Origin of the sequence: Hoylesella nanceiensis DSM 19126 = JCM 15639 (assembly GCF_000379965.1) — a bacterium.
Taxonomy (GTDB): Bacteria; Bacteroidota; Bacteroidia; order Bacteroidales; family Bacteroidaceae; genus Prevotella; species Prevotella nanceiensis.
The window spans coordinates 436960-457997 of record NZ_KB904328.1; the positions used below are offsets into that span (position 1 = coordinate 436960).

The following is a 21038-nucleotide window of genomic DNA, read 5'->3' on the forward strand; positions in this document are numbered from 1 at the left end:
AGTATGACGATGAAAAAGATAAAAGGCTTAACCCTATTATTTACTATGGCTGCTATGGCATTTACCACAGCATGCTCAGACCTTACGCCTGTTGATTATTCTGAAATCAATCCTAATAACTTCCCTAAAAACGAAAGTGACGTAGAGGCTTTGGTGATGGATTGCTATCGACCTTTGCGTGGTGACTGGTGGGATGGAATATATTCGCCATCTGAAAGGGGTGTGATGTTTATCAATGACTGCACAACTGGTATCTTAACAGGCGACTTTGGAGCCCAAAAGATGGCTGCAGAGCTCAATTTCTTCCCCACAAGCGAAGAGATCACTTGGTTTTATTTCACCCGAAACACCTCAAGTTATAGTGGTGGATACATCAATAAAATAAGTACTTGCACCCTCACTCTCGACGACATAGCTAACGCTCCTATCAGTGATAGCAAGAAAAAGGAATTCGAAGCCGAAGTGCGTTGCGCTCGTGCGTTCCTCACTTACACTCTATATGATATGTACGGACCATTGGTTATCGCTCCATTAGAGGTGTTGAAGAATCCTTTACAAGAGCAACCACTACCCCGTTTGTCAAGAGAAGAGCAGGTGAAGTTTATCGAAGACGACTTGTTGTTTGCTGCAGAGCACCTTCCTATGCCTAATAAAGCAGAGTATGGACGTTTCAGTAGCGGCTTTGCTAAGATGTTGCTCATACGTCTTTATTTGCACGAAACAGCTGTAAACAAAGACTATTACAACAAAGTAGAGACCGTAGCAAACGAGTTAATGAGCCCACAATATGGCTATCAGTTGCAAAGAGATTATGTAAAGATGTTTGAACTCGGCGGACAGGGCAGCGCAAACAAAGAAATTATCTATGCTTTACCTTGTTCTTACGACGGACCAGGCGTTAATCAGTGGCACATGATGGTGCTTCCTACCGACTTTGCACAAGGAGGTATGAGCGGAGGATGGGCAACTGTAACCAGTACATGGGCGTTCTACGATTCATTCGAGGCTAAAGACGTGCGCAGAACAAAGTTGCTCACCAGCTATATGAGCTCAACTGGCGAACAGATCGACCGCAACACTCCTCAATCTAAATTGGCAATGGGTCCTATTGCATTGAAGATGGGTTACGATCCACGTGTTAGTGCAAGTGGAGGACATTCGGATATCGACCTCATTCTATATCGTTATGCCGATGTTTATTTGTCTTTGGCAGAAGCATTGTCGCAAAAAACAGGTGCATCAGGTGCCGATCTTGCTAAGGCAGTGAGCCTTATCAATGTTGTTAGACAACGTGCTGGCCTCGATAACCTATCTGCAAGCAACCTCAACACTCCTGAAAAGGTGCTCGATGCATTGTTAACAGAACGTTGGCACGAGTTCTGGTGCGAGAATGGACAGTTCCGTTCCGACCTCATTAGACATCATAAGTTGGTGCAATGGGTAAAGAAAATCAACAATTCGCCTTATGCTGAAGAGTATAAAGAGTTGTATCCCCTTCCTTTATCTGCCATTATCGATGGCAAGGGTGCAGTAAAACAAAACGCAGGATATCAATAAATAATATGCTCCACCTAAGCTCTTGCGCTTTGGGTGGAGCCCAAATAAAAACAATATGAAGACATTACATAACATTTTGTTGGGTGCATTGACACTTATGGCTGTGGCATGCGGAAGCGATAGCAAAGGAGGCGACCCCGTTGTAGAGCCTCGTCCAACCACATCTACCGCTCTAAAGACTGTTCATTTAAGCCTAAGCAATGCCGAAATTGCCAACCCTGAACGTGGTTTCTACAATTTGTTAGAAACCAATTCTACCGATCCCGTTACCTTACAAGCTCTTAAGAAGATAAGAAACGACGGTAAAACATTGGTTCAGTTGGTGTATTATCTACCCGAATATCGCACAAGTGATTTGCCAGAAAGCTTTATAACCAAAGTAGAAGCAGACCTTGACAGAGTGCGTGAGGTAGGAATGAAAGCCATTTTGCGCTTTGCTTACACAAGTGATCAAAACGGATCAGATGCTCCAATGAGCAGTATTTTGCGTCATCTCGACCAAATTAAACCTATTCTACACCACAAAGTGGGAGTCATTGCTTGCGTTCAAGCAGGCTTTATAGGCGCTTGGGGCGAGTGGTATTATTCGTCAAATCATCTTAATAACACCACAGCTTACAACCAAGTGATTAGTAAGTGGCTCGAAGTGTTGCCCGAAGAGCGTTGTGTTCAGGTTAGAACGCCTAAATATAAGCAAGATTTTGTGGGCAATAGCAATCCTCTTACCCTCGAAACTGCATTTAAAAACACTCCAATAGCACGCATTGGACACCACAACGACGCCTTTATGACCGACGATACCAACATGGGTACCTATCAAAACGTTGATAAAGACAAGCGTTATGTGGCTCAAGATGCTCTTTATGTGCCATTAGGAGGCGAAACAACCAAGCCTTCGGGAGCTAAAATGGCTTCTGGTAAAGAGGCTTTAGCTGAGATTCAAACCCTACACTGGTCGTTCTTGAACGATGGTTATTACAAACCATTGCTCGATAACTGGAAAACAGGAGGCTATTTAAATCAGATGAAGAAACTACTTGGCTATCGACTCTATGTAAGCAAGGCTGAGTTCAGCGAGCAAAATGCACCTGGAAGCGACCTTGTTTTAAACTTAACAATGGGCAATGCAGGCACAGCATCGATGTATAACGCTCGTCCTGCAGTGATAGTACTTGTTCAAGAGGGCACCAACAGCGAGTATGAGGCAGTTAGTGGCATCGACTTGCGCACCATTCAACCTGAAACAACCACTACATTTAAGTTGACTTTCAAGCTTCCAAGCACTATTGCTGAAGGAAAATATAAGGTGATGATGTGGCTTCCCGATGGCAATAACGAGTTGAAAAACACGCCCGCTTATGCCGTGCAGTTGGCAAACAACAATGTGTGGAACAGCTCAACAGGTTATAACAACTTAGGCATCAGCATCAATATTGCTCAAAGCAAAGATGCTAAAGCAGGCACCTCATCTATCACTTTCGTGAAGAAAAAATAAAGAACAACACCTCAATAGAATTGGTTGAAGGCGTAATACCTCACCTATTGATGATTTCAATCTATACCAAAGCAACAAAATGACTCATCTAAACACCTCTAATAGCCCAACAACCACCACCCCTAAGGGTGATAACTGCTTGGCACAAGGCTCTTCAACAGAGACCTTTAACAAGGCAACTGCGCCACATTCGGGACGATTATTATCGCTCGACCTACTGAGAGGGGCCGACTTAGCCCTCTTAGTGCTCTTTCAACCCATTATTTATCAATGGGTAGAAGCCAGCGAACCCACGCCTGGAAGCTTCGGAGAGATGGTCTTTGGGCAGATAACCCACGTGCCTTGGGAGGGCTTTTGCTTTTGGGACATCATCATGCCGCTGTTTATGTTCATGTCGGGAATAACCATTCCCTTTTCAATGGGCAAGTATCAGCAAGGCAAAGTAAAGGCCGATAAAGGCTTTTTGTGGCGTCTTTTAAAGCGATTTGTGGTGTTATGGGTTTTAGGAATGATTGCACAAGGCAACTTGTTGTCGTTCGATCCACGCCTCATTCACCTTTATAGTAACACCCTTCAGAGTATTGCTGTGGGCTATGTGGTGGTGGCTTTGCTCTTTGTTTACACCTCGTGGCGCACACAATTGACTGTTGTTGCGGCCTGTTTGGTGGGCTATGTTGCGGTGTTTGCTATCTGGGGACAGATGGATTTCACCATAGATGCAAACATTTGCGAAGAGATCGACCGACAAGTGTTGGGTCATTGGCGAGATGGTGTGCTGTGGAAGGGCGACAATTGGTATTGGAACGATTCCTATCACTACACTTGGATTCTCTCATCGCTCAACTTTGTGGTAACCGTTTACCTTGGTTGCGTGGCAGGAATGATACTTAGAATGAAGCTACAAGACCTCAAAAAAGTACGCATCTTGTTGTTCTCGGGTGTGGCACTCATTGCTTTGTCGTTCCTTCTTCACCCCGTTGTGCCCATCATCAAGCACATTTGGTCTACCTCAATGACCTTTTTGTCGGGTGGAATCTGCCTTTTATTAATAGCATTAGCCTATTATTGGGTAGATATTAAAGGCAAAACAAAGGGTATTATGTGGCTTCGTTTCTATGGAGCCAATTCACTTGTGGCCTATATGGTGGGCGATCATGTGGATTTTTCATCGATAACCAACTCTATTTTTTATGGATTTCAACCTCTGTTGGGCAACTATTACGATGTATTAGAGGCTTCCGTACAGGGAATTATCGTACTCCTCATATTAAGATGGATATACCATTCAAACATTTTTATTAAGGCATAACTAAAATCATAACATTATGTTTAAACCAATATTTTATTCTCTTGTGTTGCCATTGGCCATCGCTTTGGTGGGATGTAGCGACAATAATGAAGTTATAAACATGGAAAAAAATGGTCCTAAACCCACAATGGACCTTCATATAACACCTCAAGACGGCTTGGTATATGGCGAAAAGGTGAATGTTTCGGGACTAATGACCGACGAACGCAACTTAGAACAATACGTTATAACCATCACTAACTCTGCAGGCGACACCCTTGTGCGCAAGCAACAAAGCCTATTGGGACAAAGCTTTAACGTGAATACCGACCTACTTGTGTCGCTTCCTAAAAACGCTAAGACCGAAAATTTAAAGCTAAGAGTGCGCCTCGACAATAGTAGAAATGGCGAAGCAGTAGAAGAATTCGACATCAATAATGTGTCTGCACCCACCTTTGATCAGCTTTATCTCTTCCTTTCAACAGGCGAAGTTTATCCTCTTGTTAAGAATGGTGATGAGTTCTCTGTGGCAGACGACATCTTCTTCCCAGCCAACACCAAAGGTATTGTGGCATCAACACCCGACAATTCGGGCATGTATTGGGGCGTTTCTAATGGCGAAATAACCACTATGGCGAAAGATTCTATCGTTATTGGTGCTGATATCGACGCCTCATTTAAAGTGGCTTTCAACCCTGTTACCTTCGAACTGACAAAGGGTGAAAAGCATTTCTGGGCTCCTTTGAGCGACAGCGAACGCTTTTATATCTTAGGAACGATATCGGGTCACTGGAAAGATGGCGAAATTACCGAGCCTAAGAATAAAATGGCTATGAAGGGATTTGGCTACGAAGGTGCTCAATATTTCACTTGGACAGCACCCGATGGCGACGATCCTGAAGTGGGAATGTGGGGCAGTACATCGTCTGGAGTATTCAGATTGAAACAGCCTTCAACAGGAAAATACATCCTTTGGGACGGCAAGAACATTGTGATGAGCAACACCGATGACAAGAGCAAGAGTTTCCCTGTAACCGATAAGGGTAACTTCACTATTCGTGCTGAATTCGAAAAGGGAGTGTGCACCATGGTGAAAGTGAGTGGATCGGGCAAGTCGCTCACCTTTAGTAACGGCAAAGTGAGTGTCAACGGACAAGAAATGCAGTCTACAATAACCTTGAATGGTCAGCAACTCAACATGAAACAAGGCAACAACTATGTTTACGAAGGAGTGTTGAACCTAAAAGAAGGACAAAAAATATCAGCTCCATTCAGTCTTGCTTCGTTCAAGGGTAGCACCGATTTGTTCGACGGCGTGGGCAATGAAACATGGACATTAAAAACCGCAAGCGACAAGTATTATATCCGACTCGACCTCTTCAATGGCGAATTCTATGCTTGTCCACTTTCAGCTTATCCTCAGTTTATCTATTTAGACGGCTGGAGTTTGGCTCCAAGAGAAGATGCTAACGACATTGTTTGGAATGCCGAAAAGGTTATTCCACTTGCTCGTACAGCTGCAGGAACATACGAAGGCACCTTCTATAACTTTGGTTGGGGCGGCGATGTAGCCTTTTATGTAACCCATCCTCGTAGCGGAAAGTCTTTAAGACTGCCCAATGCGGCTTTCAACTCTACTTTCACTAACGCAGGAAGTGGCCCTGGTAGCTTCCGCATTCCTTCTGCTGCAGGCTACTATAAAGTGGTTATCGACCTAAAAGAAGGCATCGAGATTAAGCCTAACGACGAGGTTGTGAAAAAGGGTTCTACACCTTTCACACTCGACTATATAGCGAAATAAATCACCACTCACCCCCTCTCCTCCCCCCAAAAGGCGGGAAAGGGGGTGTTTTTAAAGGGAAATCTCTCTTTCAAAACAAGCACAAAAAGTGGTAGATCAGTCTATCTTGTGTTACTTAAACAACTCTTAAACATCTTAACAACAAAAAGAAATATGTACAAACGCACACGCACGCTTTTCGTTTCCCTTTTCTTTGCGCTCGCTTCGCAGGCACAACACGTTACCAACATAACGCCTTTGCCTGGAGAACGATGGTGGGGAGGGGCCACAGCCTTAGGCTCTAAAATGCCCTTTGGCAACGAATTGCCTTCGTTTAACCTCTTTAACCAAAACAACAACAACCAAGTTTCGCCCTTATTGCTCTCTAATAAAGGCAGATATATATGGAGCGACCAACCTTTTACCTTTAGTGTAAAGCAAGGAGTGTTGAACATCGATTCGCCTTTCGAAGTGGTTGAGGCTCAAAAGCACGGCTCAACGCTTAGAGATGCTTACGTTGCTGCAATGAAAGCGCATTTCCCACCAAGTGGAAAGTTGCCCGATAGCTTGTTTTTCACCATGCCTCAATACAACACATGGATTGAATTGATGTATAATCAAAATGAAAAAGACGTGTTGAAATATGCCGACGACATCGTGAAGAATGGCTTTCCGCCTGGAATTATTATGATAGACGATAACTGGCAACACTATTATGGCAACTTTGAGTTTAAACCCGACCGCTTTCCAAACCCCAAAAACATGGTGAAACGATTGCACGACATGGGCTTTAAGGTGATGTTATGGATCAGTCCGTTTGTCACTGCCGACTCGCCTGAATACCGATTGCTTGCCGAAAAGGGCTACTTGCTCAAAGATACGACCCAACAACCAGCTATTATTAAATGGTGGAACGGCCAAAGTGCGGTGTTCGACTTTACCAATCCCGATGCTCGTAGCTACTTTATCAATGAGTTGCGCAACATGCAACAAAGCTATGGCATCGACGGATTTAAGTTTGATGGCGGAGATAACCAGTTTTACGACCGCAAAGATCTTGTGTCGTATGGCAATAAGCACCTCAACTCGGTGGAGCACACACGAGCATGGGCAGAAATAGGCTTGCATTTCCCTTTCAACGAATATCGTGCAGGTTGGCAAATGGGTGGAAAAGAACTCGTGCAACGCTTGGGCGATAAAGATTATTCGTGGCAGGCTGTGAACCTTCTTGCTCCTGATATGATTGCAGCAGGATTGTTGGGTTATGCTTATTCTTGTCCTGATATGATTGGTGGAGGCTCGTTTGGCACCTTCTTAGGTATCGATTCAAAGTCGTTCGATCAAGAACTCATCGTGCGTTCGGCTCAAGTGCATGCCCTTATGCCCATGATGCAGTTCTCGGTAGCCCCTTGGCGCATTCTTGATAACGAGCATTTGCAAATTGTTTGCAACATGGCAAAGCTCCATGCCAGCTTTGGTCACTACATATTGCAGTGCGCACGTCAGTCGGCTATTACGGGAGAACCTATCGTTCAAAGCTTAGAATATGCCTACCCTAACCGTGGTTACGCTGAAATAAACAACCAATGGATGTTGGGTGGTGAGTATATGGTGGCTCCAATGGTGGGCAAAGGCAGAAGCAGAACAGTGGTGTTGCCTCCTGGAAAGTGGAAAGACGACCAAGGACGTGTGTTAAAAGGCGCACGAACCATCACTATTGATGTGCCTCTAAACCGCCTACCCTACTATAAAAAGATGTAAGGCCATCTGCTCTTTTATTGTCTTAGGCAGTCTATTTAATCGCATAAGGCAGTCTGTTTAATCGAACAAGGACTATAATTGACTGCACAAGGGGTCTAATAGACCGAGCAAGAACTCTAATTTGACAACATAAGGAGTTTAATTTACCGCATAAGGCACTCTGAAAATCCTCTTTTTCGGAGTGCTTTTTTGTTTCTTGCAAATAAAAGCATTCTCCTTAGCCTTTAATAGCATTTTTATTAGCGTCTAAAAGCATTGCGGTTGGTAGGTAAAAGCACTGCGGTTAAGCGAGCGTTTCGGGGGCATATCAAAATAAAAAGCGACACCATAAGATGTCGCTTTCGTTGTTTTATTGAGAATTGAGGTACGCTTATCTCAAGCGGAATTTACCTGTTTGACTGAAATCTACAAGATATGGAGCACCTGTGTACTTATCGAAATTGACAAGAGAGATGGTGAAACTTGGTGTGTCCATGTCGGCATCGTATCTTGAATGATCGTTGTCTACAAATGGAGAAACGTCGTTACGTTGGAAAGTAAAGGCCATTGCACCCTTATTGTCGGTTACTCCTGCATTTGAAGTCCAATAGAATCCTTGATCACCACAGAACAACATTATTCTAAGATTTTGCTGACTTGCCAGTGTTGGGCGACCGAAATAGCCTGCAGCAGGCATAAACATATACTTGCTTCTGTCTGCTTTTGCAGGTCTTTCATAGTTCGCATCAGCGTCGTTGAATGTTCTCTTTGCGTGAGGGTTGTTAGTGCATGGACATGCTCTAAAGTCCATTCCGAGGAAACCTTCTTTGAGACTCTCAACTGTTACTCTTCTCTCTAAAGCAATTTGCTTGAGTGTTTTAATCCAGATACCACCATTATAAAGATGTTTGTTCATTACATACATCTTCCATTCGTCCCACTTAGCCTCTCCATTTAGTATCAACCAAAGTGCTTCGTTGTGGTTGAATGCCACTGTTGCGCCACGAGTTGCAGCGTTGTCTGCTACATTTGAGGTAGAACCTCCAGGTATTTCGTTTTGGAAGCGTGGGTCGCTTGCCGATGTTGCGTAACCAGTTGACTCGCTTGGCATATTTCTTCCAACACGCAATTTGTTAGTTGCGCCCTTCCAATAATATTCGTTTTGAACAGCGTCCCATGCGTAATATTCGTTTGGATCGAATTCTGTATCGAGTTTGATGTCACGAGAAAGCACACGATTTTCGCCTGCTACGAGCGTCTTGTTCTTAAATGTTTGCTTGTAATAGCCATAACCTCCTGTTTCTATATCCACTAAACCATATTCAATAGTAAGGTCTTCGTAGGTTCCAGCAGGCATAGTTATGATAATTCCGTTTTGAGTTACGTCTGCAGCTGTTGGCAAAGGCAACATGTTTTGTTGGTCACGGAAATTTGAATTGAATGATGATATGTGCTTACGACCAAGTAGTTCTTGTTTGTAGAACCATGCAATAGTGTTCTTTGCACCCGTTTTTGCCTCTCCCACTCCATTGTCGTCGAAGGCAAACTTACCGCTGATAGGCTTGTTTGCGGTTACATATACCGCCACAACTCCTACCGAAGAAGAGAAGCCATAGGTTGAATAAGGGCTCAAAACCATGTAGGCAGCCTTGTGTTGAAGGGTGAATTGGTATTTGCCTTGAGCGTTTTTAGTTGCTACTGCCACGCCACAATCGCCATATTTGCCGATGTTGCTGGCGTCGTTTGGTGCTGTTTGAATTTGAGTTTCAGCGAAAGTCACCTCGTTAGCTGCGCTACTGTTGTTGCCAGTGTAGCGAACTTTATACGATGTTGCGTTGAGTTGGTCGTTAAAAAAGAAGTTAGCATCTTCTAACTTGCTACCGCTTTGAATGTCGCTACCATCGTTTTTCACATAAACACCATCGTTGTTTTTGTCTATCCAAATTTGATCTCCGCTGTTCCAATAGAACAATAGTCCATCGAGACCAGAGGGAATAGTTACGTATTTGGCTCCTGTGCGGGTCTTTGCGCTGTTGGTTGCAAAGAATTCAGTGAGATGTTTGGGATTTTCTTTTGTATTTTTCTTTTGTTCTTCGGTTAAATCTTGCGAGCAAGCAGTGAAACCTGCCATTGCTATTGTAGCGAAGAATAGCTTAGTTATCAACTTATTCATATTTCTACTTTAAATAATTTCTATCCTGTTTAGTTTACTTCTAAAAATTAATTGTCATCGTCTTCTTCTTGCCATTCGGTGCCCGTGTTGCCCGTGTGACCTGCATTTCCGCCAATTCGCTTGTTCGATCCTGCGGTGATGTGGTGTTCAATTTCTAAGTTTAGACTGCTACAACAAGGCTGAACATAGTCATTCTTTGTTAAAAGCATCGCTCTTAACAAATCACTCTGATTTAATTTTGTCATTGTTTTTTGTTTAAATTATTTTAAGTTCTATATCTTTTCAGTGTCGAATCGCTTATTCAAAATCTCAAAAAAACGTAACTTTTTCATTTTTTTATTTTTGCAATTTTTTATAAATGCAATGCAAATGTATAACTTTTATGTGGAATAATTTACCTAAAATGCTTTTACTTTTGCAAATTAATATTATTTAATGAATAAAGAATTGTATACTTAGTTTGCAAAAAATGTTCCTTTTTTAGTTTTCTTGAGTTCAGTCATAATCCAATTTCTTGCCTTGTTTTTCTCTTTTTTCCATCTAATAAAAAGCAATTAGTCGCCCCCTTTTACTTCCACTTTTCCGCTTTCTCCTCCTTTTCTATCAGTTCAAACGAAGCAAGCACTTTACCCCTTTCTTTTAAGTGTTCTCCTTCTTCGCTTCAACTTAAACGCCCCTCTCGCTCTTCGCTTTCCCCATAAAAACCGATCTTGACAACCTTGCCTTGTCAACTCAACACTTTTGTGGTTCAAAAGAATTGTTATTGAGACGAAATGTCGCCCCTTTTACAGTAGAAAAGGAGTGATTTGGCGGAGATTTTTGCGTAGCGAAAAGAAATGAGAGTCCTCCACTTAAGAAAGAAGAGCGTGAGAAGTGAAAAGAAAAGGAATATTTTTTGAAGAAAACAAAACGAGCGAAGAACGAGAAAAGACAACCTTGTAAGTAATTAAATATTAGGTGATTATAAGGTTTTTGAAATAAGATAAAAGGAAAGAAAAACAACGATGAGGAAAAAAGAGAGTGAAAAAAAGTTCGTGAAAAATTTGGAGGGAATATAAAAAAGCACTACTTTTGCACTCGCAATTGTCCCATGGTGTAATGGTAGCACTACAGATTTTGGTTCTGCCAGCGGTGGTTCGAGTCCACCTGGGACAACAAAATAAGGCAATCATAACGATTGCCTTATTTTATTTTTGTCTGAAGCTATTAATTATTTAATAGCGTCGTTTAATTCAGCACCAGCTTTAAATTTAGCTACTTTCTTAGCAGGAATGTTGATTTTTTGCTTTGTTGCAGGGTTAATACCTTGACGAGCTGGACGTTCGTTTACGCTAAATGTACCGAAACCAACTAATTGTACTTTGTCACCTGCTACCAATGCAGCTTTAATTGCTTCTGTTGTTGCATCTAAAGCCTTCTTTGCAGCTGCCTTGCTTAGGTCAGATCCAGCTGCGATTCTGTCGATTAATTCTGTTTTGTTCATAAAATCTATTATTTATTAAATAAGAGTTATCTTTATCTTCTACAATCATTCGCAAATATAAAGAGAACATTTCATAAAACAAACAAAATCAAAGAAAAACTTCGTTATAACCCTTAAAAAAACGCTTTACGGCCCTTTATTGGGCAAAAAATCGATATTTTTTTGTATTTTTGCGCAGTTATTAAAGCTTTAAAGAAAATAGAATTATGATGCGCAGTATTCCATTCGCAACCAAGAATCTCTTGATTATAAATATAATTCTCTTCCTTGCCACTGTTGTTTATGGCGGATCTGAATTGGCAGGAGAGACACAATACCGACTAAACGACTTGTTGGGCTTGCATTTTTTCCTTGCTCCCGACTTTAGAATATACCAACTTTTCACCTACATGTTTATGCATGGCAGTTTCCAACACTTGTTTTTTAACATGTTTGCGCTGTGGATGTTCGGTGGAATTGTTGAGGAGACCTTTGGTAGAAACAAGTTTATCTTTTTCTATTTCGTGTGCGGAATAGGAGCAGGATTGTTTCAAGAGGCAGCTCAGTTTGGTGAGTTCTACTTCGCAGTGAAGAACCAATTGCCCGATTTCTCGTTCGCAGACATCGCCAAAGTGGCGCACAACAGCGAAAATGTACTGAACCTTTGGACCACAGTGGGGGCTTCGGGAGCCGTTTATGGCATTTTGTTAGCATTCGGAATGCTCTATCCCGAGCAACGAATTTTTATCTTCCCCATTCCAGTTCCTATCAAAGCCAAGTGGTTTGTGATGATTTATGCAGGCATAGAGCTGTTCTATGCAATGTCGGGAACCAACAGTAATGTGGCTCATTTGGCGCATCTTGGCGGTATGGTGTTTGGCTTTATCTTGATAAAATATTGGCAGAAACACCCTGCTTCGGCAGCTCGTGTAGACGATGTGATGAACCTTTTCGGCAATATTGGTAAGAAACGCTTCACCAATTCGAACACCCGACCACCGCATCAGGGCACTTCGAGTAGTACACATCGCACCAATGTAGATTGGGACTACAACGCAAAGCAGAAGCAAGAGCAAAAAGAAGTAGATGCCATCTTAGACAAGATTAGACGAAACGGCTATGACAGCTTAACCAAAGAAGAGAAACAACGTCTCTTCGAACAAGGTAAAAAATAATATGATGAAGGCACTTTTTGATTGTTAACACATGGTTGAAACAAGCAAGAGGCGCCTTTTTCTCTTTTCAATCCCCATACAAAATCAATTTAAACTACAAAAAATTAAACAGATGAACATATTTAGTAGCATTATAACTCGTGGCATAGCCGTAGCCAATTGGGCGGTTGTGGTGTTGATGATGATAACGGGTTATGCTTATTTCTTTTCCCCCATTCAGCACTCTTTGATGTCGGCAATGGGCGTGTTGTTTCCCGTTTTCTTGGTGTTGAACATCTTGTTCTTAGTGTTTTGGGTAGTGGTGAAATTCAAATACAGCTACATTCCCATTCTTGGACTCGTGCTTTGCTACACTCCAACGCATCAATATGTGCCCCTAAACATAGAGAAAGAGGCTCCAAAAGGCAGTTTAAAAGTACTTTCTTACAACATACAAAGCTATGGATACTTGCCCGGTGACGAGACAAGAGATGAAGAAAACCCCATCGTTCAGTATATTGCCAACAGCAAGGCCGACATCGTTTGCTTGCAAGAAGCCCCCAAGGCACGCATCGAACACGAAGTCGTTACCACCCTCAACCCCATCTATCCCTATCAAAGCGAGATGGTTCACGAAACCAGTGGCGATGTGTTAACGCTGTATAGTAAGTACCCCATCATCTCAACCGAGCGCATTCCCTTCGATAGTGACATCAATCTTAGCGTAGCATACCGCATCAAAGTGGGCAAAGACACCGTGTTAGTGGTGAACAATCACCTTGAATCGAACAACATGACCAAGGCTGATAAGGCAGGATTTAAAAACATAGTGCAAGGCAACATCACGAAAAAAGAAACCAAACAAGAAAGCAGTTTGTTGCTCAACAAGTTGGCCATTGCAGCCAAGAAAAGAGCCGTTCAGGTAGAAGCCGTGGCAAATGTGCTCAAAAAATACCAACATCTGCCCCAAATAGTATGTGGAGATTTTAACGAATGGCCCAATGGTTACGCTCTAAACACCTTGCAAAAAACGCTCACCAACAGCTTTGTTGAAAGCGGAAACGGACCCGGTTGGAGCTATCATCGCAGTGGAATGTATGTGCGAATTGATAACATCTTGTGTTCGAAAGAATTCAAGCCATACGGCGCAAAGATCGACTCAAGCATCGACCTAAGCGACCATTATCCCATTTATTGCTATTTAGAGCGCACGAAATAAGGTAGAAAAAAAAAGCAAGAAACTATAAATATTTTTTCACTTATGATAAAAATATAGTATCTTTGCACATCTATCTAATAGAAAAACAATAATCAAAATAATAAAAACAAAATGCAAAACAAAGGAATTGTAATTGTAACAGCAGTCTTATTGACCCTTGCAAGCATCTTTTATTTGTCTTTTTCGTTTGCTACTCGTTACTATGATAGCAAGGCAGAAGCAATAAAAGATCCTATTGCTCAGCAAGATTATAAAGACTCTGTTAAGTATTTAGGCATCTACTCTTACCAGAAATGCTTAGAAACTCAAATCGGATTAGGTCTTGACCTTAAAGGAGGTATGAACGTAATTCTTGAGATTTCAGTACCAGATGTTCTTGAAACACTTGCAGACCACAAAACAGATGCTTTCTTTGTGAAGGCTATGGAGGAAGCAAAGAAAGAAGAAGAAACAAGCCAAGGCGATTTTATTTCGTTGTTTGTTAAATCTTTTAAGAAGTATGCAGCAGGTCATCGTTTAGCTGAAATCTTTGCAACTCAACAGTTGCAAGGCAAGATTTCGCCTAATAGTAGCGACTCTGAGGTAGAGAAAGTGTTGAGAGAAGAAGTTAAAAATGCTATTGATAACTCTTTCAACGTAGTTCGTACACGTATCGACAAGTTTGGTGTTGTACAGCCAAACATTCAAAAGTTAGAAGGACAAGAAGGCCGAATCATGGTCGAAATGCCTGGTATTCGTGAGCCAGAGCGTGTTCGTAAGCTTCTACAAGGAAGTGCAAACCTTGAGTTTTGGGAAACATTCAATTCCGATGAGATAGTTCCTTATCTTGTACAGTTAGACCAACGCTTGGCAAATGGTGAAACAACAGCCGACACAACAGCCGTTGCCGACACCGCAAAGGTAGCTAAAGCAGCAGAACCTAAGTTAGAGTTGAACGCTAACAAAAAAGGCAATGCAAAGCTAAATGTAACAGACGAGGCTAAGATAGCAGAAGCAAAGCGTGCTCATCCATTGCTTTCAATGCTTCAAACAACAGGAAACGGTGCGCTTGCCCTTGTAGGTTTTGCAAGCGTTCGTGATACAGCCGAAATCAACAAAGCCATCTATTCAGCAACAGCAAAACAAGTATTGCCTTCAGATTTGAAGCTAATGTGGAGTGCTAAGCCAGAAGATGGAATCAAAGCAAAGAACGTTTACGGCTTATATGCAATTAAAGTGACCACAGCAAACGGTAGAGCGCCACTTGAAGGTGATGTTATTACCGACGCAAAAGACCAATTTAACAGCGTAACAGGTGCTCCTGAGGTAGGAATGACAATGAATACCGAAGGTGCAAGACGTTGGGCAGCTCTTACAAAGGCCAACACAGGCAAGGCAATTGCCATTGTTTTGGATGGAGTTGTTTACTCTGCGCCTCGTGTTAATGGCGAAATCGATGGCGGTCAATCATCAATTTCAGGTAGTTTCACTATCGAAGACACCAAAGACTTGGCTAATACACTTAAATCAGGACGTATGCCAGCACCTGCTCGCATTGTTCAAGAAGAAGTAGTAGGACCAACTCTTGGAGCACAATCAATTCAACAAGGTATCGTTTCATTCGGTATTGCCTTCGTTGTTCTTATGATCTACATGGTAGTGATGTATGGTTTCACACCAGGTATGATGGCCAACCTTGCATTGTTGGTTAACTTATTCTTCACACTTGGTATTTTAACATCGTTCCAAGCAGCTCTAACGCTATCGGGAATCGCTGGTATGGTGCTCTCACTTGGTACCGCTGTAGACGCAAACGTGTTGATATACGAACGTACAAAAGAAGAGTTAGCACTCGGAAAAGATACCCGTCAGGCTATGTCAGAAGGTTATCGCAACGCATTCTCAGCGATTTTCGACTCCAACTTCACATCAATCATCACAGGTATCATTCTTTATGTGTTCGGAACAGGACCTATTAGAGGATTTGCTACCACATTGATTATTGGTATTATCTGTTCATTCTTCACCGCAGTTTACTTAACACGTCTTGTATTCGAGAACAGAATGAACAAAGGAAAGTGGTTAAATCTTACTTTCACAACAGGTATTTCAAGAAACCTAATGACCAACACTCACATCGGTTTCATGAACTTCTATAAGAAAACATTTAGCTTCGTAGGAGTAATTATCCTTGTAGCTATTGTAAGTTTTGCAGTTAGAGGTTTAAGTAGAAGTATCGACTTCACAGGTGGACGCAACTATGTTATCACCTTCGAACGCCCAGTTGAGCCAGAACAAATACGTGGAATCATTGCAAATGCATTCCCAGGCACAACCACCAGTGCACTTGCGTTGGGTACCGACCACAAAACTATAAGAATTTCAACCAACTATAAGATCGAATCTAACAGTCCAACAGTAGACGACGAGGCAGAAACAATCTTATACAAGGCATTGAAGAAAGCAGGATTTGTATCTCAACCAAACGTTGAATCATTCAAGAATCCAGATATTAGAGAAGGCGGTTCAATCATCAGCAGTACCAAAGTAGGACCTTCAGTGGCTAAAGATATCACCCACGGAGCCATCCTAAGTGTAGTTCTTGCATTGTTCGCAATCTTCATCTACATTCTCATTCGTTTCCGCAACATGGCGTTCTCAATTGGTTCAACCATTGCTCTTGCGGTAGACACCATCATCGTATTAGGCGTATATAGCCTATGTTGGGGTTGGATGCCATTCTCACTCGAAATCGACCAAACCTTCATCGGAGCGATCCTAACCGTTATTGGTTACTCAATCAACGACAAGGTGGTAGTCTTCGACCGTATTCGTGAGAACATGCAACTACACCAAAAGCAAGATTTCAAGACATTGTTCAACGACAGTATCAACCAAACCCTAACCAGAACCATCAACACATCAACTTCAACCTTAATTGTGTTGTTGTGTATCTTCTTCTTAGGTGGCGAAAGCATTCGCAGTTTCTCATTCGCAATGAGTCTCGGTGTTATCGTTGGTACCCTATCATCAATCTTCGTTGCAGCACCTATTGCCTTCCTAACACTTGGTAAGCAAAAAGGAAAAAGACGTGCATCAGAAGAAGTAGTTGAAGCATAATATACAGAAAGAGATGGAAGTTACACCTATTTATATATAGGGGTAGCTTCCATTTTTTATCTTTTTATCATCAAACTACACCCCTATTACCATCTAACTACTATCATTTTATACATTAATAAGGCAGCTTTTACACAGCTAACCCTGCAAAAAAATAAACGATTCAATACAATAGCCCTTGCAGAAAGGGTCAACACAAGCAAAGTGATGCTGTAGAGAGTCGTAAGATATATATTATTACTAACAATTTAATTCATTAACCGATTATGAATAAAATTACTTTATTGGCTTGCGCCTTGATGTCGTGTACGCTCGCAAATGCACAGCGCACACCCACCCATCCATTGGATATTCAAGATGCAAATTACGACCAATTATCTTACTATTTCGACCAATGGTCTCCAGGAACACAACCTCAAGGAGTATCACAGATGGACGACGAGTTTTATATCTCACGTGTTAAGCCTCGTAAAAGAATTTCAGAGTTAAACTATCAGGCTTCTCCTGATGCCGATCCAAATCGTAAAATGTGTATTTGGGTACCCCTCGACGACCCCACTTCTAAGTGGAAAGCCCTCCCACGTTATTGCTTCGAGGGCGATAACTTTAGTCTTTGGTCTTACATTGACATACATGGTAACTGGACAGCACCATGGATGCGTGTTTCAGCAGGCTTGTCAGACGTAGCCCATAAGAATGGTGTTAAGGTAGGATGTGTGATGAGTATTCCCTGGAATGCAAGAATATTGCTTAATCGTTGGGCTTCATCAAACCACTCACTTGTACTTAAAAAGCTTACAGAAAAAGATGGTCAAGGCCACTTTAGAAACTCAATGAAGCTTGTAAAGTTGATGAAGTATTATGGAATTGATGGTCTTGGAGTCAATTCTGAGTTCACTTCTACACCCGAAACCATGACTACTCTTATCGACTTCTTTGCAGATTGTCACAAAAAAGCAAAAGAAATTGATTGGGAATTCCAATTACATTGGTACGACGGAACCAACGAATCAGGTAGTATTCGATTCGATTCAGGTCTTGGCAGACATAACGAAAGAATGTTTGGTGATAAAGATCATGTTGTTACCGATATGATGTTTGCTAATTATAACTGGGGACGTGGAACCTTAACTGCATCAGAACGTACTGCAAATGAACTTGGAAGAAGCAGTTACGACTATTATGCAGGTTTCGATATTCAAGGTCGTGCATTGAAAAATTATAGCTGGAGTGCTCTAAAGGATAGTAAAATATCTGTAGGTTTCTGGGGTGCTCACTCTCAAAGTCTTATCCATCAGAGTGCAACCGACGACGGAACAAGCGATATAGCTATTCAAAAGGCATACTTGCTCAAGCAAGAATTGATGTTTAGTGGTGGTAATCGTAACCCAGCAGCACACCCCGAAATCAATACAAATTCAACACTTGCTAACGCAAGTCTTAAAACTTTCCATGGTTTGGCTGCTTTCGTTACAGCAAAATCAACCATCAACGAAATGCCATTCGTTACCCGTTTCAACTTAGGTAATGGTCTTTCATTCCGCAACGAGGGTAAGGTTACATTCAACCACAAGTGGTATAACCTCAATACTCAAGACTTTATGCCTACTTGGAGATGGTGGATTACAGATAGCAACGATCAAGTGAACGAGTATATTACAAGAGATCTTGTTAAAGCCGACCTCACTTTCGACGATGCTTACTTTGGTGGTTCATGCTTAAGCCTACACGGAAAAACAGAATTCTCACGTGTAAAACTCTTTAAAACCTTATTGTCTGTAGACGGAAAAGACAAAATTTCGCTTACATACAAGGTGATGAACGGCACAGAAAGCAAGGCTAAAGTCTTCGTAAGTCTTAAAGATAACGTAACAGACTATAAAGAAATTGCTCTTCCTAACGCTCCTAAAGCAGGCGAATGGACTACTTTCGATGCTAATTTGAGCCAATTAGGCATCAATTCAAGTGCAGATATTGCAATGATTGGTATCGTTGTTGAAGGCACACCAGAGAACTATGACCTTCATGTAGGAGAACTTGCAGTGCGTAACCCACAAAAGGTTCACACACCAGTTCAACCTACTATTAAAGAAAAACAAATCATTAGAGGACTTTATAACACAGTAGACTTCAAACTTCGCTATGCAAGTAAAGATGAATCTAATGGTGATAAGTATTATAATGAAGATGTAGACACTTGGTATTACGAAATTCTTTACCAACAAGAGGGTCAAGAAGAGATGCTATTAACAACCACAGCGTCATGGGCTGCTTATGTTGTTGATGCTCCAATTGCTAATATTGGTAATAGAAAAGTACACTTCGGCGTTCGTGCTGTTGCTCCTGATGGTAAGACAAAGAGCCAAACAAGCTGGACAGATTATGAAGAAGTTGAATACAATACTCCTAAAACAGATGTTGTTATCGACAAAGCTGTAGTGAAACCAAACGAAACATTCACTCTAAAATTTGAAGATTACCTCATAAGTCCTGCAAGAGAGTGGAAACTTATCAATTCTGCAACAGGCAATGTGGTATATAGTACAAGCAATGCAACAAGCATTACCACTTCATTAGACGAAGTTGGTACTTACGATCTTCGCCTTATTGACTCTGAAGGCAAGGTGCATATCACTTGCGGTAAGGTGCAAATCACACCAGTAGAAACAGGTGCAGTGCCTCAAATTACAGATATTAAGGCAGATAAAGCAACTGTTGAAGCTGGCAAAGATGTAACTTATTCTGCAACCGCAACAGAAGGTTCAGGACGTGTTTCTCGTGGTTTAGTCATCTCAGACCCTAACATGTTCAAGATGCCTGCAGACCTTCAAAAGGGCAATAGCTACACTTATGCTCTTTGGGTGAAGGCAGATAAGTTTGCACACGATAAGCAAGGAACTAACCTTATCAGCAAAAACACTATCAAAGACGGTTGGCCTCACAACAACTGGGGAGACCTTTGGGTTCAAATTCGTCCACAATGGAGAGACCATATGGCTAACGAAGTGTCGTTTAACACAATGGGTTGGGAAGATCACGACGATCCAAACTCATCTGTAATGACAAAAGATCACCCAATGTCAGTAGGCGTTTGGTATCACTTAGCCATCACTCATAACGATAATGGAGTACACGAAATGTTCGTAAATGGTAAGAAAGTGGCTACTGGTCGTCAACCTGTTTCTACTCGAAGAGAGAATAGAGGTGCTGGAAAAATTAAGGCTTCAGAACCTGCAGACATCTTTATTGGTGGCGGTGGTGTATACAAGAGCGGCTTCAATGGTAGTGTAGATGAAATCCAAATATGGAACAAACCACTTACAGCAGAGGAAGTTCAAGTTGCCATGAAGGGTTACAAAGAAAATGAAGTGCCCGAAGGTTTGCAAGGATATTTCACCTTTGAAAATATGAATGCAGACGGAACCTTCCCTAACTTGGGTAAAGGTGGAGCAGACAAAACAGGTAGTTTAGTTCAACTTGTTGGTAGTGGTGGTGAAAATACCTCAACAGCAAGCTACGAAACACAACACTCAGACAACAATGTTCTTGGCTATCCAGGTATCGAAGGCACACTCGAAGTAACTCCAACATACACATGGACACTCGAAGGAGCAACCACTCCAAACGTTGAAGGCGCAACTCCTACCGTTACATATACCAACGCTGGCAAGGTGGGTGCAACCCTAACACTAAGCAATCGCTGGGGAGAAGCAACCCTAACTAAGACCGAATTGGTTGAAGTAACAGCTTCTACAGGTATCAACGGCGTTGAAAATGGTGTTGCTTTCGAGGCATTCCCTAACCCATTTGTAGAGAGTGTAAACCTTCGTTTTGCTGAAGGTGGAACCTATACTCTTAACGTGTTGAATGCAAACGGCGTACTTGTTCAAAGCAACTTGCTAACAACTGCTGCTGGAGAAGTTACTAACGTGAGCGTAACAGGTGCTAAAGGACTTTACATTCTTCAAATCGTGAAGAACGGAAAGACCTACAAAACCATCAAATTAGTAAAGAAATAATAGCGCAATAAAAGATGTTGGTAGGGGCTAAACAATAGCTCTTACCAACATT

12 protein-coding genes and 1 tRNA gene are annotated in these 21038 nt (G+C 41.9%); 10 read left to right on the plus strand and 3 right to left on the minus strand.

The window, feature by feature from the left end:
* Positions 1 to 9: 9 nt before the first annotated feature.
* The 5 genes from A3GM_RS0104815 to A3GM_RS0104835 all read left to right on the plus strand — a co-directional run bounded on the left by A3GM_RS0104815 (position 10) and on the right by A3GM_RS0104835 (position 7881).
* The gene (locus A3GM_RS0104815) at positions 10 to 1557 is read left to right on the plus strand and encodes a RagB/SusD family nutrient uptake outer membrane protein (RefSeq protein ID WP_025829815.1); all 1548 of its coding nucleotides are present in this window, start codon (positions 10 to 12) and stop codon (positions 1555 to 1557) included.
* A 55-nt stretch (positions 1558 to 1612) separates the two neighbouring features.
* A complete protein-coding gene (locus A3GM_RS0104820; protein WP_018362266.1) occupies positions 1613 to 3052 on the plus strand; it encodes a DUF4832 domain-containing protein in 1440 nt (479 codons plus the stop codon).
* Positions 3053 to 3131: 79 nt separating this feature from the next.
* On the plus strand, positions 3132 to 4361 hold the full coding sequence (locus A3GM_RS0104825) for an acyltransferase family protein (protein ID WP_018362267.1): 1230 nt from the start codon (positions 3132 to 3134) through the stop codon (positions 4359 to 4361).
* A gap of 16 nt (positions 4362 to 4377) precedes the next feature.
* Positions 4378 to 6141, plus strand: a complete 1764-nt coding sequence (locus tag A3GM_RS0104830) for an Fn3-like domain-containing protein (RefSeq protein ID WP_018362268.1) — start codon at positions 4378 to 4380, stop codon at positions 6139 to 6141.
* A gap of 153 nt (positions 6142 to 6294) precedes the next feature.
* A complete protein-coding gene (locus A3GM_RS0104835; RefSeq protein WP_018362269.1) occupies positions 6295 to 7881 on the plus strand; it encodes a glycoside hydrolase family 31 protein in 1587 nt (528 codons plus the stop codon).
* A gap of 370 nt (positions 7882 to 8251) precedes the next feature.
* On the opposite strand, the gene A3GM_RS0104840 is transcribed toward A3GM_RS0104835, so the two are convergent.
* Together A3GM_RS0104840 and A3GM_RS0104845 are read right to left on the minus strand one after the other, a co-directional pair.
* Positions 8252 to 10033, minus strand: a complete 1782-nt coding sequence (locus A3GM_RS0104840; protein ID WP_018362270.1) for a hypothetical protein — start codon at positions 10031 to 10033, stop codon at positions 8252 to 8254.
* A gap of 47 nt (positions 10034 to 10080) precedes the next feature.
* On the minus strand, positions 10081 to 10278 hold the full coding sequence (locus A3GM_RS0104845) for a hypothetical protein (protein WP_018362271.1): 198 nt from the start codon (positions 10276 to 10278) through the stop codon (positions 10081 to 10083).
* Positions 10279 to 11117: 839 nt separating this feature from the next.
* Between A3GM_RS0104845 and A3GM_RS0104850 the strand changes: the two genes are divergently transcribed.
* Positions 11118 to 11188, plus strand: a tRNA-Gln gene (locus A3GM_RS0104850).
* Between the two features lie 55 nt (positions 11189 to 11243).
* Here A3GM_RS0104850 and A3GM_RS0104855 read toward each other — a convergent pair.
* Positions 11244 to 11516, minus strand: coding sequence for an HU family DNA-binding protein (locus A3GM_RS0104855; RefSeq protein WP_018362272.1), 273 nt, complete (start codon positions 11514 to 11516; stop codon positions 11244 to 11246).
* A 209-nt stretch (positions 11517 to 11725) separates the two neighbouring features.
* On the opposite strand from A3GM_RS0104855, the gene A3GM_RS0104860 reads away from it, so the two are divergent.
* The 4 genes from A3GM_RS0104860 to A3GM_RS0104875 all read left to right on the plus strand — a co-directional run bounded on the left by A3GM_RS0104860 (position 11726) and on the right by A3GM_RS0104875 (position 20986).
* Positions 11726 to 12670: a rhomboid family intramembrane serine protease gene (locus A3GM_RS0104860; RefSeq protein ID WP_025829812.1), complete on the plus strand. Its 945-nt coding sequence runs from the start codon at positions 11726 to 11728 to the stop codon at positions 12668 to 12670.
* A 112-nt stretch (positions 12671 to 12782) separates the two neighbouring features.
* Entirely contained in the window at positions 12783 to 13868 is a 1086-nt protein-coding gene (locus A3GM_RS0104865; protein WP_026216127.1) for an endonuclease/exonuclease/phosphatase family protein, read from the plus strand.
* A gap of 111 nt (positions 13869 to 13979) precedes the next feature.
* Complete coding sequence (secDF, locus tag A3GM_RS0104870; RefSeq protein ID WP_018362275.1) at positions 13980 to 16967, plus strand: protein translocase subunit SecDF; 2988 nt, start codon at positions 13980 to 13982, stop codon at positions 16965 to 16967.
* Between the two features lie 266 nt (positions 16968 to 17233).
* On the plus strand, positions 17234 to 20986 hold the full coding sequence (locus tag A3GM_RS0104875; RefSeq protein ID WP_018362276.1) for an endo-beta-N-acetylglucosaminidase: 3753 nt from the start codon (positions 17234 to 17236) through the stop codon (positions 20984 to 20986).
* Positions 20987 to 21038: the final 52 nt, after the last annotated feature.

Coding starts and splice junctions, on each gene's coding strand:
- secDF (WP_018362275.1), top strand. CDS start 13,980: ATGCAAAACAAAGGAATTGTAATTGTAACAGCAGTCTTATTGACCCTT.
- A3GM_RS0104825 (WP_018362267.1), top strand. CDS start 3,132: ATGACTCATCTAAACACCTCTAATAGCCCAACAACCACCACCCCTAAG.
- A3GM_RS0104855 (WP_018362272.1), bottom strand. CDS start 11,516: ATGAACAAAACAGAATTAATCGACAGAATCGCAGCTGGATCTGACCTA.
- A3GM_RS0104840 (WP_018362270.1), bottom strand. CDS start 10,033: ATGAATAAGTTGATAACTAAGCTATTCTTCGCTACAATAGCAATGGCA.
- A3GM_RS0104860 (WP_025829812.1), top strand. CDS start 11,726: ATGCGCAGTATTCCATTCGCAACCAAGAATCTCTTGATTATAAATATA.
- A3GM_RS0104820 (WP_018362266.1), top strand. CDS start 1,613: ATGAAGACATTACATAACATTTTGTTGGGTGCATTGACACTTATGGCT.
- A3GM_RS0104845 (WP_018362271.1), bottom strand. CDS start 10,278: ATGACAAAATTAAATCAGAGTGATTTGTTAAGAGCGATGCTTTTAACA.
- A3GM_RS0104865 (WP_026216127.1), top strand. CDS start 12,783: ATGAACATATTTAGTAGCATTATAACTCGTGGCATAGCCGTAGCCAAT.
- A3GM_RS0104875 (WP_018362276.1), top strand. CDS start 17,234: ATGAATAAAATTACTTTATTGGCTTGCGCCTTGATGTCGTGTACGCTC.
- A3GM_RS0104830 (WP_018362268.1), top strand. CDS start 4,378: ATGTTTAAACCAATATTTTATTCTCTTGTGTTGCCATTGGCCATCGCT.
- A3GM_RS0104835 (WP_018362269.1), top strand. CDS start 6,295: ATGTACAAACGCACACGCACGCTTTTCGTTTCCCTTTTCTTTGCGCTC.
- A3GM_RS0104815 (WP_025829815.1), top strand. CDS start 10: ATGAAAAAGATAAAAGGCTTAACCCTATTATTTACTATGGCTGCTATG.